Source organism: Streptomyces sp. NPDC088246, assembly GCF_044741025.1.
GTDB lineage: Bacteria > Actinomycetota > Actinomycetes > Streptomycetales > Streptomycetaceae > Streptomyces.
The window spans coordinates 224,751-240,072 of sequence record NZ_JBIURV010000011.1 but is presented as its reverse complement, the minus strand read 5'-3'; the positions used below and the strand labels follow the sequence as shown (position 1 = coordinate 240,072).

Below are 15,322 nucleotides of genomic sequence, written 5' to 3'. Positions count from 1 at the left end.
TTCCCATTGATCGTCCTTGAGGTCCGAAGGATAGGCACGTCGCTCAGTCATAGAATGATCGAAACCGATGACCCAGGTGTCGCGCTACGAGATCACGGAAACAAGTCCGTCTCGCCGCAGCGCAGATCGGACAGATAGGGGGTTCCCCTATCGAACGCCCTCTCAGGAACGTGTCATTTCCTCAGATCAGAGATCGACGAGCATGAGGACTTCGTCGCGATCGTCGCCAGACCCGAAACGGAGGGCTCCTGGCCAGCGCCCGATCTCCTTCCAGCCGAGGCTTCCGTAGAAGGTCTCCAGCCCCTCTCCAGCACGTGCAGCCAGGTGCAGTTGCTCAAGGGCCATGTCCTCACGCGCGATGCGATGAGCTTCCTTCACCAAGGCGCTGCCGATCCCCTGTCCGCGTCTGCTGGTGGTGGTTTGAACGTGATGCAGCGTTCCCCAGTGGGCGATGAGGGCGTAGGTATCGCAGCGAATGTTGAGCCAGCCCACCAGTTCGTCATCGTCCAGGGCCATCAGGAGGCGGCTGGTTCGGGGGGCGAGGCTTTCGAGGATGGTCTCAAGGGCCGGGGCGGCATCCCGTTCGTCGATGGGAGGGAACGGGAAGCCGGCAGCGCCGCCGGCGTTGGAGACATCGATCCAGCAGTTGATGAGGGCCTGGCGCCGGTCTTGGCCGATGTCCTGCGCGGTGGTCGCCTGTGCGAAGCGGAGCGAGTCGGAATGCATGCAGGGAGGGTCCCAGCAACCACTGACAACGGACGGCTCCGTCACTTCCGGTGCTTCTTGACCGCATCAGCCACGCGTTTCCCGAATTGGGTGGGCTTCATGGGCCGTCCGCGTTCAGCGCGTTCGAGAAGGGGCTGTCCCAGCTCGCGTTCCAGGCGTGTGATCTGCGCGGTGAGAACAGGTTGGGTCGTGCCGAGGGCATCGGCTGCCTGCCGGAGGGTGGGGTAGGGCAGTGCAGCGGTGAACCGTTCGAGCCGATGCCAGCCTGAGGGGCTGCTGAGGGCGCCGCGGAGAAGTGCGGGTGTGCGGGGCGACCGATCGTTGGCGCGCAGGGCAGTGTCGTGGCTGGCTCCGCCGCGGGGCCGCAGTGGGATGTTGTGGGTGCGGGCCCAGCGGGCCGTGTTGGCGGTGCTCATGCCGGTTTCGCGGGCGAGGTCCGGCAGAGTTCGGCGGCGGTGGACGTACTGCTCGATGAGCCAGTCCCGTTCGACGGCGCCGTGGCGCTTGTAGTCCTGTGGACCCTCGCGGAGCAAGATGCCGTACTCCTCGGCGAGATCGGTCAGCACCCTGCGGGAGAAACCGGTGAGGTTGCCGATCTGCTGGAGGGCCGGTGTTCGTCGAGGTAGAGGTGGGTGAAGCGCTCTGCCGGGATGGCTTGCCGGGCTTGCTGCCGAATGCGGCCGGTGGCTCTGGCAGCGTTCTTCGTCAGCGGAGGTGCGGGGGCTGGGTGTTCGTCGAGGACATGCCGGATGGCCTCGACGGTCGTGCCCAGGACCTGGGCAGCGTGCTGAACGGGGTGCTTGCGCCTTCGGACGAGCTGGTGCAGGCGGGGCAGGTCGACGTGCGCCGGGTCAGGTCCGGGAAGGGAGAGCCCGGCCAGCAAGGTGGTAGGAGGCTGCCAGGTCACGGGCTCGTCGTGGATGTGGTGCGAGGCCAGGAAATCGAGGGCTTCCTGCTGGAGGGCGTGTGCGAGTTCGGGGGGCTGAAGCGCGGTGAACCGCAAGGACCTCGCCCGGAACTCTGCGCCGTCGAGCCCACCCAGGTCATCGGGGACGAACTCGGCAGGCAGGCCGCTGAGACGTCGGAAGAGCTGGCTGCGAGCGATAACGGTCGTCACGTGCCCGGACCACAGCAGGTGCAGCACCGCCGACTTCACCAGCGGGCGAGGACAGTCAGGCAGCAGCCGAAAGGCACTGGCCAGCAACATCCCGTCCAGATCCGCAGCCCTCAAGGCGCCGACCATGTCGGGGTCGAACAGCCAGTCGCGTCGGTGGCCAGCGAGAAACCGGATGTTCTCCAGCACGGCTGGGTCCGGCTCGCTCCACACCTTGTACCGCCACCCCCGCGAAGTGACCGCCTCCCGCGTCCAGAAGAACGTGAGGACGACCTCCGGCTTCTCCAGCCGGTGGCGAGGCTTGACGTCCACGACCAGCGGACCGGCATCGGTCAGCAGCAGGTACTCCGGGATGTGTTTGCGGACCTTGCCGTCGATATCGGCCTTGAGCAGGAACGGCTGGGCGACAATGTGCCGCACCTCCGGGGCGAAGTCGGCGAACAGCAGCCGCCCCAACTCCAGCCGGGACTCGTAGATCACATGATCGCGCACGGTCGCCGACCAGTACGTGCCTGAGTAGTGCTGCTGCCCCTTGTACCAGCGAATCGTCCGCCACGGCCGAGCCTCCTGCAGCAGTCCGAGCGGCACAGACTGTCACTCCAGGTCCTCCGCCATGGACTCGTCACTGCGCCGGACGCTCAGCCGTAGACGAGTTGGCTCGTGCGGAACCATTCGTGCTGAGGCCCCGTCCGGCTCTGGATTCACTGCTCGCTGGCAGCCTCACCGGATGGCTGCTGCCGGCCTTCGGCCAGTAGGTCCTTGGCTGTGCCGTTCCCCAGGCAGCTGGCCGGGCACCCTGCGCCGGCCCCGCCGGAGTAGTTGCTCTGCAGGAGATCCTGACGTCCTTGAGCCTGCCGCCAGGGTGGGCCCGACCTCGCGGGCAATGCTCGCAGAGTGGTAGGTCAGGTGACTTCCCAGGCCGCCTCGATCATCTGGAAGATCTCGTCCACCGCGGCCTGCGGATCGTCCGCCTCACGGGCCAGCGAATAGGCGTCGATCACGAACCTCGCGATCGTCCGGCAGGCCGTTGTGGTCTGTGACAGGCCGGGATCGGCAGCGATGGCCGTTGCCAGCGAGTCTGCATGACGCAGCCGCATCGACTCCTCGTACTCCCGCAGGGCACGTGACTCGTCGATCATGCGGTAGATCGGGACGGTGCCGTCCGCCGTGCAGTGCCGGACCATCTCCTGGATCTCGCGGCGCAGTGCGGGGATGAGCGGTTCGTGCGGTGCGCGGTTGGTGACCGCCTGCGTGAGGCGTTGCTCGAAGTTGTCGTCCTGCTCGAACACCAGGGCCTCTTTCGAGGCGAAGTGGGAGAAGAGCGTGGTGACGGCCACGTCGGCCTCGGCGGCCACATCGCGGATGCCCACCGCGTCGTACCCGCGATCCAGGAAGAGCCGCAGGGCGGTGTCGGCGATCTTCTGTCGGGTCGCGGCCTTCTTGCGCTCACGGCGTCCGGGCGGCTCGGTCATGTCGCTGACACTATCAAATCCAAAGGAGTAACTGTTTCTAAATAACAACCGTTAGTGTTACGGTCGGCTGCATGAAGAGAGTGAGCTTCGCCGAGTTCGGCGGTCCCGACTTTCTCCACCTCGAAGGCGCCGAGGAGCCCCACGCGGGCCCCGGCCAGATACGCATCGCCGTGCGGGCGGCGGGCGTGAACCCCGTCGACTGGAGAATCCGTGAAGGCCAGTTCCAGAAGGTCCGCCCGGTCGTCCTGCCCGCCGGAGTCGGGCAGGACGCCTCCGGGGTGGTGGACGAGGTCGGCGAGGGCGTCGAAGGAGTCGAGGTCGGCGACCACGTGTTCGGGCGAGGCTCGAGCACCTATGCCGAGTTCGCCGTGCTGTCGGCCTGGGCCCGAATGCCCGAGGGGCTGACCTTCGAAGAAGCGGCCGGATACCCCTCCGTGGTGGAGACCGCGCTGCGCATCATCCGCCAGGCCGGTGTGCAGCCCGGCCAGACGCTGCTGGTCAGCGGAGCGTCCGGCGGAGTCGGATCGGCGGTGCTGCAGATCGCCCGCGACCGCGGCATCACAGTGATCGGCACGGCCGGGGCCGCGAACCAGGACTACCTGCGCAGCCTGGGCGCCCTCGCCACGACATACGGCGAGGGCTGGGCCGAGCGGGTGCGGCAGCTCGGCCATGTCGACGGAGCGCTCGATCTGGCCGGCTCCGGCGTGATCCGCGAACTCGTCGAATTGACCGGGGACCCGCAGAAGGTGATCTCCATCGCCGATCTCGGCGCGCCGGAACACGGTGTCCGGTACTCCGGCGTGACCGGGAACGTACCGGAAGCCCTCGCCGAGGCCGTCGGCCTCATCGCGCGGGGAAAGCTCCACATCCCGGTCGAGAAGTCGTACACGCTCGCCGAGGCCGCGGCCGCGCACATCGACAGCCGGGCCGGTCACACGCGCGGGCGCCGGGTCATCGTCGTCTGAGCCGTTTCCTGCCCGATGGCACGGCCCGGCAAGCCGCCTTCCTTCCAGCGATCCTGCCCAGCCCCACCCGGCAGGTGGGCCACATGCAAGGAGCTTCATGCACACTCCTGTCACGATCACCGGCGCCGGACTCGGCGGCCTCGTCCTGGCCCGCGTCCTGCACCTCCACGGCATCCCCGTCACGGTCTACGAGGCGGAGTCCTCCCCGACGGCGCGTTCGCAGGGCGGGATGCTCGACATCCACGACCGCAACGGCCAACTCGCCCTCAAGGCTGCCGGTCTGACGGACGAGTTCCGCAGCATCGTCCTGGAGGGCCGCCAAGCAATACGGCTCCTCGGCCGAGACGGGACCGTCCTGTTCGACAAGGCCGACGACGGCACGGGCGGAAGTCCCGAGGTACAGCGCGGCGAACTGCGACAGATCCTGCTCGACGCACTCCCTGCCGGCACCGTCCGATGGGGCCACGAGGCCACCGGCGTCCGCGCCCTCACCAAGGGCCGCCACGAGGTGTCCTTCGCAGGTGGCGCCGCCGTCGCCACGAGCCTGCTGGTCGGCGCGGACGGTGCATGGTCACGAGTGCGACCGCTGCTCTGCGACACCACGCCCGCATACGTCGGCCGGTCCTTCGTCGAGACCCACCTGCACGACGCCGACACCCGACACCCGGCCACCGCGAAAGCGGTCGGCGACGGAACGCTTGTAGCGCTCGACCCGGACGGGAACGGGAAGTGGTTCGTGGCGCACCGGGAGAAGGGCGGGACCCTCCACACCTACATCACGCTGACCAAGCCACAGGACTGGTTCGCGACCATCGATTTCACCGATGCCGCCGCAGCCGCCGCGCGGATCGCGGAGGAGTACGACGGCTGGGCACCGGAACTCACCGCCCTGATCACCGCCGGCGAGACCGCGCCGGTCCTGCGCCCCCTGCACGCCCTGCCGGTCGGGCACCGCTGGGACCGGGTGCCGGGAGTGACCCTGCTCGGCGACGCCGCCCACCTCTCGACCCCCAACGGCGAGGGCGCCAACCTGGCCATGCAGGATGGCGCCGAACTCGGCAAGGCCCTCGCCGCACACCCCGATGACATCGAAACCGCCCTCACCGAGTACGAACGAGGGCTGTTCCCCCGCAGCGCCGCGGCCGCTGCCGCAGTCGCCCACAACCCCACGTCCCAGGAGGTGATCAAGTTCTTCACCGAACGAGAACCAGCGGGAACCTGACAGTGCCGCAGAGGTGAGCGACTGCAAGCTCTCCTGCTGAACGACTTGCTACGTATACGGAGTTTGCCCATGTTTGCTGTGCAATACCACCGCTACGGCGGTTCCGAGGTCCTCTGCGTGGAGGAGGTCGAAGAGCCGCACGCCGGGCCCGGTCAGGTCCGCATCGCGGTGCGTGCCACCGGCGTCACTCCTGTTGACTGCTACCTGCGTTCAGGGTTGCTGCGGGACATCGCCACCCTGGACTTCCCCCACATCCCCGGCATGGATGCCGCCGGAATGGTCGACGAGGTGGGAGAGGGGGTGACCGGCACCGCCGTGGGGGACGAGGTCTTTGGCCTCGTCCCCTTCGTAAATAAGGGAGGCGCTGCAGCCCAGTACGCCGTGTTGGAGGCATGGGCACCCAAGCCCCGGTCGTGGTCCTTCGAGGAAGCGGGCGGCGCCGCAGGCAACATCGACACGGCCACGCGGGTACTGGAGGCCCTGGAAGCCGCCGAGGGCATGACTTTGCTGATCGAGGGTGCCGCCGGAGGCGTCGGCACCATCACCGCACAACTCGCCCAGGCCCGCGGCCTCACCGTGATCGGCACCGCGAGCGAAGGCAACCACGGCTTCCTTGACCAGCTCGGCGTCGTACCGGTCACCTACGGGGCGGGGCTGGCCGATCGCCTTGCCCCACTGGCTCCGCGCGGCGTCGACATGGTTCTGGACGCGGCCGGTAAGGGCTCTCTGGCCGAACTGGTGGCCATCGCCGGCGATCCGCATCGCGTGGTGACCATCGCGGACTTCGACGCCGACCGACACGGAGTGCGGTTCTCCCGCTCCGAAGCAGGGGAGTCGCCGGGCTGGGCAGGGCTGCCACTGGCGGCCGATCTCGCCGACCAAGACCGCCTCACCGTCCCGCTGCACGCCGTGTTCCCGCTGAAGGAGGCCGCCACGGCTCACGACGTCAGCGCCACCGGCCATGCGCGCGGCAAGATCGTCATCGCCGTGCCCTGACAGCCGTGGGCCTGGTCGGGCTCGCCGCCTACCGCCCCTTTCCGTCAGCACCTGGAAGAGGAGCTCAGCGCCCCGGCGATCAAGCGGCGGCGGGCCCGGTCGTCGCACTCGGCCAGCAGCAGTTCCGCGAGGAAACCCCGGTACGACATCTGCTCACGCAACGCAGCCCCGGCGAGATCGGGAAACCGCCCTCGGGCGGTGGGGAGCCGCAGCATCCGGCATGCCTGGTCAATGACGGTAGGCGCGGCTTCCCCGGTCAGCCTCTCCTCGGACGGCCCGGGTAGGACCCGGCGGGGCGGGAGCACCGACTCGAACGGAACCCAGGACACCGCCGCCAGTACGGACTTCCTCAGTCCGCCGCCCTCACCGTCGGCCCACTCGACATCGACCAGACCCGGATCCATCGCCACCCCCGGCTCCGCGTACCTGCCGCAAACGACCGTGACAGGTACAGAGAGAACCGGGCCAGGCAAGTGGGATCAAACCCCAAGTACGAGGCAAACGCCGCCGCTCAGCGCGCGACGCAATGAGAATCCGACAGCACAAACGAGAAGCGGTGAGAATCCGACAACCTCAGTACGACAGGACAGGCATGTGTCCTGTCGCAGCGTAATTGGCGGGATCCACGATGCTGACCTGCGCTGTTGCCATGCCGTTTGAGAATCTCGGGCTCGCTGTTCTCAAACGATATGGCATTCGCGGAAGAGGACCCGTCCTTACCGGTCCTGGTCGACGGGGATGTCGCCAAGCCGAACGCTGAGCTGGGCACCCAGTTCCTGGAACCCCAGAGCTACAGCCACACGCTGTGATGGATAGGGCCGTGCTCTCCACTGCGGCAGCAACCTGGCATCGAGGGCATGGGCCACTGCTGCGGACGCCACGGCCCGGGCCAGGCGCCGGCCCCGATAGTGCGGGGCAACCAGCACACTCAGTTGGGCCACCGACCGCGGCCAGGACCGATACCCGGCCGCGGCTACTACCTCATCGCCCCGGCGAAGACAGAACGCGGGAGAAGAGATGTCCTCCAGACCGCTCTCGCCGACCTCCTCCTCCCCGGTCAGAGCCAGCAGCGCGGCCAGGCCGCCGTCACCGATCGGCAACTGCTCGACCCCGGTACCTTCATGCGCAGGAAGAAAGCCGTCCCGGCCGAGATAGAAGAGCGAAGCCGGCCCGAGGACATCGAGAACAGGCAGCACCGCACGCAAACGAGCGATGTCGACGAGCTCTTTGTGGGTCATCTTCCGCGCGGCGTCGTCCACCATCCTGGCAGCCCGCACGCTCGGCGCAGTGACGATGGCAGCGTCACCGATCCGTACGATCCCGGTCCACGACGGCGGAGACAACCGCGACCTGGGCGCGACCACAACCTTTGCCCCTTCTGAGGGACAGAACTCGACCGGTGTGTCCGCCAGCTCCACCCACAGCTCCCGGGCGCGAACGAGCAAGAGATCGTCAGCCACGGCCGCATCCTGACGCCTCTGCAGCCAGAGCGCGACCGGATTCCTCCCGGACGGACAGCCCGTACCGCAGAACTCGGCCCAGCCGCGACCCATTGAGAATCCGCCACGTCGCGTGAGATGTCACGAGAATCTGCCAACTTGCATGAGACAGGACAGCATGATTCTCACCTCCATGTCCTATTGGACACGCGGTGGACATCCCGGATGAGAAAAGGACACGGCATCTGAGACCCTACAGACCGCCTGCTCAGGTCTGTGCCATGTCCACGAAGCGCGAGTAGTGGCCCTGGAAGGCCACGGTGATCGTCGCCGTCGGGCCGTTACGGTGCTTGGCAACGATCAGGTCGGCCTCGCCGGCTCGGGGGGACTCCTTCTCGTACGCATCCTCGCGGTGCAGCAGGATCACCATGTCGGCGTCCTGTTCGATGGATCCGGATTCACGCAGGTCGGAGACCATCGGCTTCTTGTCCGTGCGCTGTTCGGGGCCACGGTTCAGCTGGGAGAGCGCGATGACCGGGAGCTGCAGCTCCTTCGCGAGCAGCTTGAGGTTTCGGGACATGTCCGAGACCTCCTGCTGGCGGCTCTCTGCACGCTTCGAGCCGCCGGACTGCATCAGCTGCAGATAGTCGATGACCACGAGCTTGAGGTCGTTGCGCTGCTTGAGCCGACGGCACTTCGCCCGGATCTCCATCATGGAGAGGTTCGGGGAGTCGTCGATGTAGAGGGGGGCTGCCGAGACATCCGGCATCCGGCGAGCCAGCCGCGTCCAGTCCTCGTCGGTCATGGTGCCGGAACGCATGTGGTGCAGCGCGACTCGCGCCTCGGCCGAGAGCAGTCGCATCGCGATCTCGTTGCGACCCATTTCGAGGGAGAAGATCACGCTGGGCAGGTTGCTCTTGATCGAACAGGCCCGTGCGAAATCCAGCGCCAGAGTGGACTTACCCATGGCCGGACGGGCCGCGATGACGACCATCTGGCCCGGGTGCAGGCCGTTCGTCAGGGCGTCGAGGTCGGTGAAACCGGTCGGCACCCCGGTCATCTCACCGCTGCGCGAACCGATCGCCTCGATCTCATCGAGAGCGCCTTCCATGATGTCGCCGAGCGGCAGGTAGTCCTCGCTGGTGCGCTGCTCGGTGACGGCGTAGATCTCGGCCTGCGCGGAGTTCACGATGTCGTCGACATCGCCGTCGGCCGCGTATCCCATCTGCGTGATCTTCGTCCCGGCTTCCACGAGCCGCCTGAGGACCGCCCGTTCGTGGACGATCTCCGCGTAGTACGAGGCATTGGCCGCGGTCGGCACGGACTGGACGAGGGTGTGCAGATACGGAGCTCCGCCCACCTTGGTGATCTCGCCCCGCTTGACCAGTTCGGCCGCCACCGTGATCGGGTCGGCCGGCTCCCCCTTGGCATAGAGGTCGAGGATCGCCTGGTAGACGGTCTCGTGGGCGGGGCGGTAGAAGTCGTGCCCCTTGATGATCTCCACGACGTCGGCGATGGCGTCCTTGGACAGGAGCATGCCGCCGAGAACCGACTGCTCGGCATCGAGGTCCTGGGGCGGCACCCGCTCGAAACCGGGGGAACCGCCCTCCCATCCGCTGCTCTCCCTGCCGCGTTCGTGCTGCTCGCCGCGGTCCCGGCCTTCGCCGCGGCGCTGGCGGGAAACGGGCAGACGGTCACTGGGACCGGTGTCGGCCCAGGGGTCGTCCAAAGGCTCGGAAATGCTCACCGGGCCACCTCCTCCCGTCCGCTCCGCGGACCTCACCGTGCCACTCTTTCTTACGGCACAGCACCGACAAACAAGACGCCCGACTCCGGTTCCGGCACGTCGAGTTCTGCGGGGTTCCAGGGCCGGAACGGGGTGCGGGCGCCGGACCACGGTAGGCCGCTCAGCACCGTCAGCCAATCTGGTTATCCACAGGGCATGTGGACGACGGACCAGATGCTGTGGAGAACTCTGCGGAACCTGTGCACGGAGCGGGGGACAGCACTGTGGACAAACTCATAGCACCCACACCATCAAGGCTCTGACCTGGAGTTTCTCCATCCACGGGCTGTGGGGGAGAAAAACTTTCCGAGTCAGCACAAGATCACGACAAACAGCGCACGAGAGAATGCCGGGTAGCAATAAATGTAAGGGCCGCATAGGCATTGCATCTATTACCTGTGGAAGATTAGATTGACCCCCGTGATCCAGGCCCCGGCACCTCTGCCGCCCAGTCGTCGACGGCACGACCGCGAGATCATCTCGCTGGCCGTCCCTGCCTTCGGCGCGCTCGTCGCCGAGCCGCTCTTCGTGATGGTCGACAGTGCCATCGTCGGCCATCTCGGCACACCGCAACTGGCCGGCCTGGCCGTCGCCGCAGCCCTGTTGACCACCGCCGTCAGCGTCTTCGTCTTTCTCGCGTACGCCACCACCGCGGCAGTGGCAAGGCGGGTCGGAGCGGGCGATCCGGCCGCCGCGATCCGGCAGGGCATGGACGGCATCTGGCTGGCCCTACTGCTCGGCATCTTCGTCATCGCCATCACGCTCCCCACAGCGCCCTGGCTCGTGGACGCCTTCGGCGCCTCCGACACCGCAGCCCCCTACGCCACCACATATCTGAGGATCTCCAGTCTCGGCATTCCGGCGATGCTCGTGGTGATGGCCGCGACCGGCGTACTCCGTGGCCTGCAGGACACCCGAACCCCGCTCTATGTCGCCATCGGAGGCTTCGCGGCCAACGGAGCCCTCAATGCAGGACTCGTCTACGGCGCCGGCCTCGGCATTGCCGGATCGGCCTGGGGCACTGTGATCGCACAGATCGCCATGGCCGCCGCATATCTCATCGTGGTGGTACGGGGAGCACGTCGGCACGGCGCTTCGCTGCGGCCCGACGCCGAAGGCATCAAGGCCAGCGCTCAGGCAGGCGTTCCGCTGCTGGTCCGTACGCTGTCGCTCCGTGCCGTGCTGATGATCGCCACAGCCGTCGCCGCACGCCTCGGCGACACCGAGATCGCCGCGCACCAGATCGTCCTCTCCCTCTGGACCCTGATGGCCTTCGCCCTCGACGCCATCGCCATTGCAGGGCAGGCCATCATCGGCCGCTACCTGGGAGCCGATGACGCCAAGGGCGCACGCGAGGCTTGCCGCCGCATGGTCCAGTGGGGCATCGCTTCCGGGGTCGTGTTCGGGGCACTGATCGTCCTTGCCCGGCCGTTGTTCGTGCCCCTGTTCACCGGCGACCAGACCGTTCAGGACACGCTGTTCCCGGCGCTGCTGGTGGTGGCGCTGTCCCAGCCGATCGCCGGCGTGGTCTTCGTCCTGGACGGAGTACTGATGGGTGCCGGAGACGGGCGGTATTTGGCCTGGGCCATGCTCGTGACTCTGGCCCTCTTCGCTCCGGTCGCCCTGCTGGTGCCGACGTTCAGCGGCGGCCTGGCCGCGCTGTGGTGGGCTATGGCCCTGATGATGACCGTCCGCATGGTGACGCTCTGGCTGCGCACCCGATCGGGCAAGTGGATCGTCACCGGAGCCACCCGCTGAGCCACCGACCGACGCCCCGTTTCACGTGAAACAGCAAAGGGCCGTACCCCGCGGGGTACGGCCCTTCACCTGCTCTGGTGAGCTCTGCCCTTAGGCAGCAACGACCTCGATGCCGAGCTTCGCCGCGACCTCGGGGTGCAGACGCACGGACACCTGGTGTCCGCCGAGCGTCTTGATCGGCGAGCCGAGCTCGACGCGACGCTTGTCGACGTCGGGGCCACCGGCAGCCTTGATCGCCGAGGCGATGTCGGCCGGGGTCACGGAGCCGAAGAGACGGCCGGCGTCGCCGGAGCGAACGGCCAGACGGACCTTCACGGCCTCGAGCTTGGTCTTGATCTCGTTGGCCTGCTCGATCGTGGCGATCTCGTGGATCTTGCGGGCGCGGCGGATCTGCGCCACGTCCTTCTCGCCACCCTTGGTCCAGCGGATGGCAAAGCCACGCGGAACCAGGTAGTTACGGGCGTACCCGTCCTTGACGTCGACGACGTCGCCCGCAGCACCGAGGCCGGAGACCTCGTGGGTGAGGATGATCTTCATGATTCGGTCACCCTTCCCTTATCGCGCGGTGGACGTGTAGGGCAGCAGCGCCATCTCACGGCTGTTCTTGACTGCCGTGGCGACGTCACGCTGGTGCTGCGTGCAGTTGCCGGTCACGCGGCGGGCACGGATCTTGCCGCGGTCGGAAATGAACTTCCGCAGCATGTTCGTGTCCTTGTAGTCCACGTACTGGGTCTTGTCCTTGCAGAACGCGCAGACCTTCTTCTTAGGCTTGCGCACAGGCGGCTTCGCCATGGTGTTTCTCCTGTGTGATCAAGAAGTGGGAGTACGAGCTGCCCTAGAAGGGAGGCTCGTCCGAGTAGCCGCCGCCGGAGCCGCCGGAGCCGCCGGAGCTTCCACCCCAACCGCCTCCGCCGCCCTGCTGGCCCCCGCCCTGCTGGCCGCCGGCAGGCGCGCTCGTGGCCCACGGGTCGTCGGCGGGAGCGCCGCCGCCACCCTGCTGGCCACCGCCGCCGGGACCGCCGCCCCAGTTGCCGCCGCCCTGCTGGCCGCCGCCGTATCCACCCTGGCCGCCCTGACCACCGCGACCAGTGGTCTTGGTGACCTTGGCCGTGGCGTTCTTGAGGCTGGGGCCGACTTCCTCGACGTCCAGCTCGTAGACCGTGCGCTTGACGCCCTCGCGGTCTTCGTACGACCGCTGCTTCAACCGGCCCTGCACGACTACGCGCATGCCTCGCTGAAGCGACTCGGCGACGTTCTCCGCCGCCTGCCGCCAGACCGAGCAGGTGAGGAACAGGCCTTCGCCGTCCTTCCACTCATTGGTCTGCCGGTCGAAGATGCGGGGAGTGGACGCGACACGGAACTTCGCGACCGCCGCACCGGACGGAGTGAAGCGCAGCTCGGGGTCGTCGACGAGATTGCCGACGACCGTGATGACGGTCTCGCCTGCCATGGGTGAACCTCTCGGCGGGGATTGCTTCTGGCTGCTTGCTGCTACTCGAACCCGATGACCGCTGAGCTAGATGCTCAGTGGTTCTCGGGACGGAGGACCTTGGTCCGGAGGACCGACTCGTTCAGGTTCATCTGGCGGTCGAGCTCCTTGACGACCGCAGGCTCGGCCTGCAGGTCGATGACCGAGTAGATGCCCTCGGGCTTCTTCTTGATCTCGTAAGCGAGACGACGACGGCCCCAGGTGTCGACCTTCTCAACCTTTCCGTCGCCCTCACGGACGACGGAGAGGAAGTTCTCGATCAGCGGGGAGACAGCGCGCTCCTCGAGATCGGGGTCGAGGATGACCATCACTTCGTAGTGACGCATGTGGAACCCACCTCCTTTGGACTCAGCGGCCACGGTCGTTCCGTGGCAGGAGGGTCGTGATGCGTAAGCAACAGTGTCTCCGAGTAAAACAGCCGCCACTGACAGCACCCTCTGTCGAGAGGGGCCGCCGTGCTGGCCTGGGCAGACACCGGTGCAGACGTTACAGACTACCCGCACACCGGCTTCCGGTTGAAATCCGGTGCTCAGGAGACGCAATCTGTACACATCGGGTGTGAGCGGCGCCACGATGCGCCGCCTTTCGGCCAGGAGGTACTCCATGGCACAGGCAATTCGACCCCGTCCTCCCGTCTCCCTTCTCGCCACGGACGGCAAGACCCATCCACTCCAGGAAGCCCTGGTGGTGGTGACTCTGGTCCTCGGTGCGCTCGCCTTCGTGACGGCGATGTTCCACAGCCTGCATCTGATCAGTTCGTGGGCCGGACTCATCGGGATCCTCACGGCTGCGTACGGGCAGTACGTCTCGGTGACCACGCGTGAGAGGTTCCCGCTGATCATCGGCCTGGGCGCATCCGCCATCGGGTTCTTCCTCGGCATGGCCCACGGCGGCCTCTTCGGCGGCCTGGTGGGCTGATTCGAGACAGACGCAACCAGGCACAACCAGACACAGCCGGACGTACGGGCCCGGCGCGAGGACCCCGTTCAGGGGCCTGGCGCCGCCCCCCGTACAAGGACGGGGCCATCCGGGTCCCGGCGGGACGGACCGGCAAGGGCCCATAGGGCCAGACGGCGCGCTCCCCGGTCGCAGTAGGCTTCGGCGCGAGAGCCGGAGCCCCTGACCGATGGGGACACACCTGCCGAGGAGCGCCCCGCATGAGCCTGACCCTGAGGACCATCAGCCGAGAGCAGCATCTGGCGTACATCCAGAATCTGCCTGCGGCGAGTCACTGCCAGGTCCCGGCGTGGGCTGATGTGAAGACCGAATGGCGCTCTGAGAATCTGGGATGGTTCGACAAGAGCGGCGAGTTGGTCGGTGCCGGTCTGGTGCTGTACCGCCAGCTGCCCAAGATCAAGCGGTACCTCGCGTACCTTCCCGAGGGCCCGGTCATCAACTGGCACGCCCCCAACCTGGACGACTGGCTCCAGCCCATGCTGGCGCATCTCAAGCAGCAGGGCGCCTTCTCCGTGAAGATGGGCCCGCCGGTCGTCATCCGCCGCTGGGACGCGGCCGCCATCAAGTCCGGTATCCAGGACCCCGATGTGAAGCGCCTGCGCGATGTCGAGGCCACCCACATCGAACCGCGCGCCTTCGAAGTCTCGGACCGGCTGCGGAAGATGGGCTGGCAGCAGGGCGAGGACGGCGGCGCCGGATTCGGTGACGTACAGCCGCGCTATGTCTTCCAGGTCCCGCTGGCCAACCGGTCGCTCGAAGATGTCCTCAAGGGCTTCAACCAGCTGTGGCGACGCAACATCAAGAAGGCCGAGAAGGCCGGTGTCGAGGTTGTCCAGGGCAGTTACGAGGACCTCGCCGAATGGCAGCGGCTGTACGAGATCACCGCGGTCCGCGACCGCTTCCGGCCGCGCCCGCTCTCTTATTTCCAGCGCATGTGGACGGTGCTCAATTCCGAGGACCCCAACCGCATGCGGCTCTATTTCGCCCGGCACAACGGCGTCAACCTGTCCGCGGCGACGATGCTCGTCGTCGGTGGCCACGTCTGGTACTCGTACGGCGCTTCCGACAACATCGGACGCGAGGTCCGGCCCTCGAACGCGATGCAGTGGCGCATGCTGCGCGACTCGTACGCGATGGGCGCGACCGTCTACGACCTGCGCGGTATCAGCGACTCGCTCGACGAGACGGACCACCTCTTCGGTCTGATCCAGTTCAAGGTCGGTACCGGGGGCGAGGCCGTCGAGTACATCGGCGAGTGGGACTTCCCGCTCAACAAGCTGCTGCACAAGGCCCTCGACATCTACATGTCGCGCCGCTGATACACGTCGTCCCGCTGACGAAACCGGATTCATTCGTTTCAATGGGGACTTCGACTCCGCACACCTCCCACACACCGCA

At 67.0% G+C, this 15,322-nt stretch carries 16 protein-coding genes and 1 pseudogene; 6 read left to right on the top strand and 11 right to left on the bottom strand.

The window, feature by feature from the left end:
- Positions 1–186: 186 nt before the first annotated feature.
- The 4 genes from ACIPEK_RS18050 to ACIPEK_RS18035 all read right to left on the bottom strand — a co-directional run bounded on the left by ACIPEK_RS18050 (position 187) and on the right by ACIPEK_RS18035 (position 3,312).
- Entirely contained in the window at positions 187–726 is a 540-nt protein-coding gene (locus ACIPEK_RS18050; RefSeq protein WP_401996880.1) for a GNAT family N-acetyltransferase, read from the bottom strand.
- A gap of 41 nt (positions 727–767) precedes the next feature.
- Positions 768–1,292 (bottom strand): LysR family transcriptional regulator, encoded by a 525-nt coding sequence (locus ACIPEK_RS18045; protein ID WP_401996878.1) that lies wholly within the window; start codon positions 1,290–1,292, stop codon positions 768–770.
- Positions 1,286–2,428 (bottom strand): TnsA-like heteromeric transposase endonuclease subunit, encoded by a 1,143-nt coding sequence (locus ACIPEK_RS18040; RefSeq protein WP_401996876.1) that lies wholly within the window; start codon positions 2,426–2,428, stop codon positions 1,286–1,288. The genes ACIPEK_RS18045 and ACIPEK_RS18040 overlap by 7 nt, the downstream gene beginning before the upstream one ends.
- Positions 2,429–2,742: 314 nt before the next feature.
- Positions 2,743–3,312, bottom strand: coding sequence for a TetR/AcrR family transcriptional regulator (locus ACIPEK_RS18035; RefSeq protein WP_401996874.1), 570 nt, complete (start codon positions 3,310–3,312; stop codon positions 2,743–2,745).
- Between the two features lie 71 nt (positions 3,313–3,383).
- Between ACIPEK_RS18035 and ACIPEK_RS18030 the strand changes: the two genes are divergently transcribed.
- The 3 genes from ACIPEK_RS18030 (at position 3,384) to ACIPEK_RS18020 (ending at position 6,495) form a co-directional block, all read left to right on the top strand.
- Positions 3,384–4,277 (top strand): NADP-dependent oxidoreductase, encoded by an 894-nt coding sequence (locus ACIPEK_RS18030; RefSeq protein WP_401996871.1) that lies wholly within the window; start codon positions 3,384–3,386, stop codon positions 4,275–4,277.
- A gap of 97 nt (positions 4,278–4,374) precedes the next feature.
- Positions 4,375–5,499 carry an FAD-dependent oxidoreductase gene (locus ACIPEK_RS18025; RefSeq protein WP_401996868.1) on the top strand — a complete coding sequence of 375 codons (1,125 nt, stop codon included), beginning with the start codon at positions 4,375–4,377 and terminating at the stop codon, positions 5,497–5,499.
- Between the two features lie 69 nt (positions 5,500–5,568).
- The gene (locus ACIPEK_RS18020; RefSeq protein WP_401996865.1) at positions 5,569–6,495 is read left to right on the top strand and encodes an NADP-dependent oxidoreductase; all 927 of its coding nucleotides are present in this window, start codon (positions 5,569–5,571) and stop codon (positions 6,493–6,495) included.
- 83 nt (positions 6,496–6,578) lie between these two features.
- On the opposite strand, the pseudogene ACIPEK_RS18015 reads toward ACIPEK_RS18020, so the two are convergent.
- From ACIPEK_RS18015 to dnaB, 3 genes and pseudogenes are all read right to left on the bottom strand, one after another.
- Positions 6,579–6,755 (bottom strand): annotated as a pseudogene (locus ACIPEK_RS18015) (AAA family ATPase); the annotation flags it as partial.
- Positions 6,756–7,211: 456 nt separating this feature from the next.
- Entirely contained in the window at positions 7,212–7,955 is a 744-nt protein-coding gene (locus ACIPEK_RS18010) for a GNAT family N-acetyltransferase (protein WP_401996863.1), read from the bottom strand.
- A gap of 247 nt (positions 7,956–8,202) precedes the next feature.
- Entirely contained in the window at positions 8,203–9,681 is a 1,479-nt protein-coding gene (gene dnaB, locus ACIPEK_RS18005) for a replicative DNA helicase (protein WP_401996860.1), read from the bottom strand.
- A 459-nt stretch (positions 9,682–10,140) separates the two neighbouring features.
- Between dnaB and ACIPEK_RS18000 the strand changes: the two genes are divergently transcribed.
- Positions 10,141–11,478: an MATE family efflux transporter gene (locus ACIPEK_RS18000; protein ID WP_401996857.1), complete on the top strand. Its 1,338-nt coding sequence runs from the start codon at positions 10,141–10,143 to the stop codon at positions 11,476–11,478.
- 90 nt (positions 11,479–11,568) lie between these two features.
- Here the strand turns inward: ACIPEK_RS18000 and rplI are convergent, their stop codons facing one another.
- From rplI to rpsF, 4 genes are all read right to left on the bottom strand, one after another.
- Positions 11,569–12,015, bottom strand: coding sequence for a 50S ribosomal protein L9 (gene rplI / locus ACIPEK_RS17995; RefSeq protein WP_093895069.1), 447 nt, complete (start codon positions 12,013–12,015; stop codon positions 11,569–11,571).
- A gap of 18 nt (positions 12,016–12,033) precedes the next feature.
- Positions 12,034–12,270, bottom strand: a complete 237-nt coding sequence (gene rpsR, locus ACIPEK_RS17990) for a 30S ribosomal protein S18 (RefSeq protein ID WP_003967857.1) — start codon at positions 12,268–12,270, stop codon at positions 12,034–12,036.
- Positions 12,271–12,313: 43 nt separating this feature from the next.
- Positions 12,314–12,928 carry a single-stranded DNA-binding protein gene (locus tag ACIPEK_RS17985; protein ID WP_189276614.1) on the bottom strand — a complete coding sequence of 205 codons (615 nt, stop codon included), beginning with the start codon at positions 12,926–12,928 and terminating at the stop codon, positions 12,314–12,316.
- Between the two features lie 74 nt (positions 12,929–13,002).
- Positions 13,003–13,293 (bottom strand): 30S ribosomal protein S6, encoded by a 291-nt coding sequence (rpsF, locus tag ACIPEK_RS17980; RefSeq protein ID WP_383071091.1) that lies wholly within the window; start codon positions 13,291–13,293, stop codon positions 13,003–13,005.
- Positions 13,294–13,570: 277 nt separating this feature from the next.
- On the opposite strand from rpsF, the gene ACIPEK_RS17975 reads away from it, so the two are divergent.
- Together ACIPEK_RS17975 and ACIPEK_RS17970 are read left to right on the top strand one after the other, a co-directional pair.
- The gene (locus ACIPEK_RS17975; RefSeq protein ID WP_383071089.1) at positions 13,571–13,885 is read left to right on the top strand and encodes a hypothetical protein; all 315 of its coding nucleotides are present in this window, start codon (positions 13,571–13,573) and stop codon (positions 13,883–13,885) included.
- A 239-nt stretch (positions 13,886–14,124) separates the two neighbouring features.
- Positions 14,125–15,243 carry a lipid II:glycine glycyltransferase FemX gene (locus tag ACIPEK_RS17970; RefSeq protein WP_382899527.1) on the top strand — a complete coding sequence of 373 codons (1,119 nt, stop codon included), beginning with the start codon at positions 14,125–14,127 and terminating at the stop codon, positions 15,241–15,243.
- Positions 15,244–15,322: the final 79 nt, after the last annotated feature.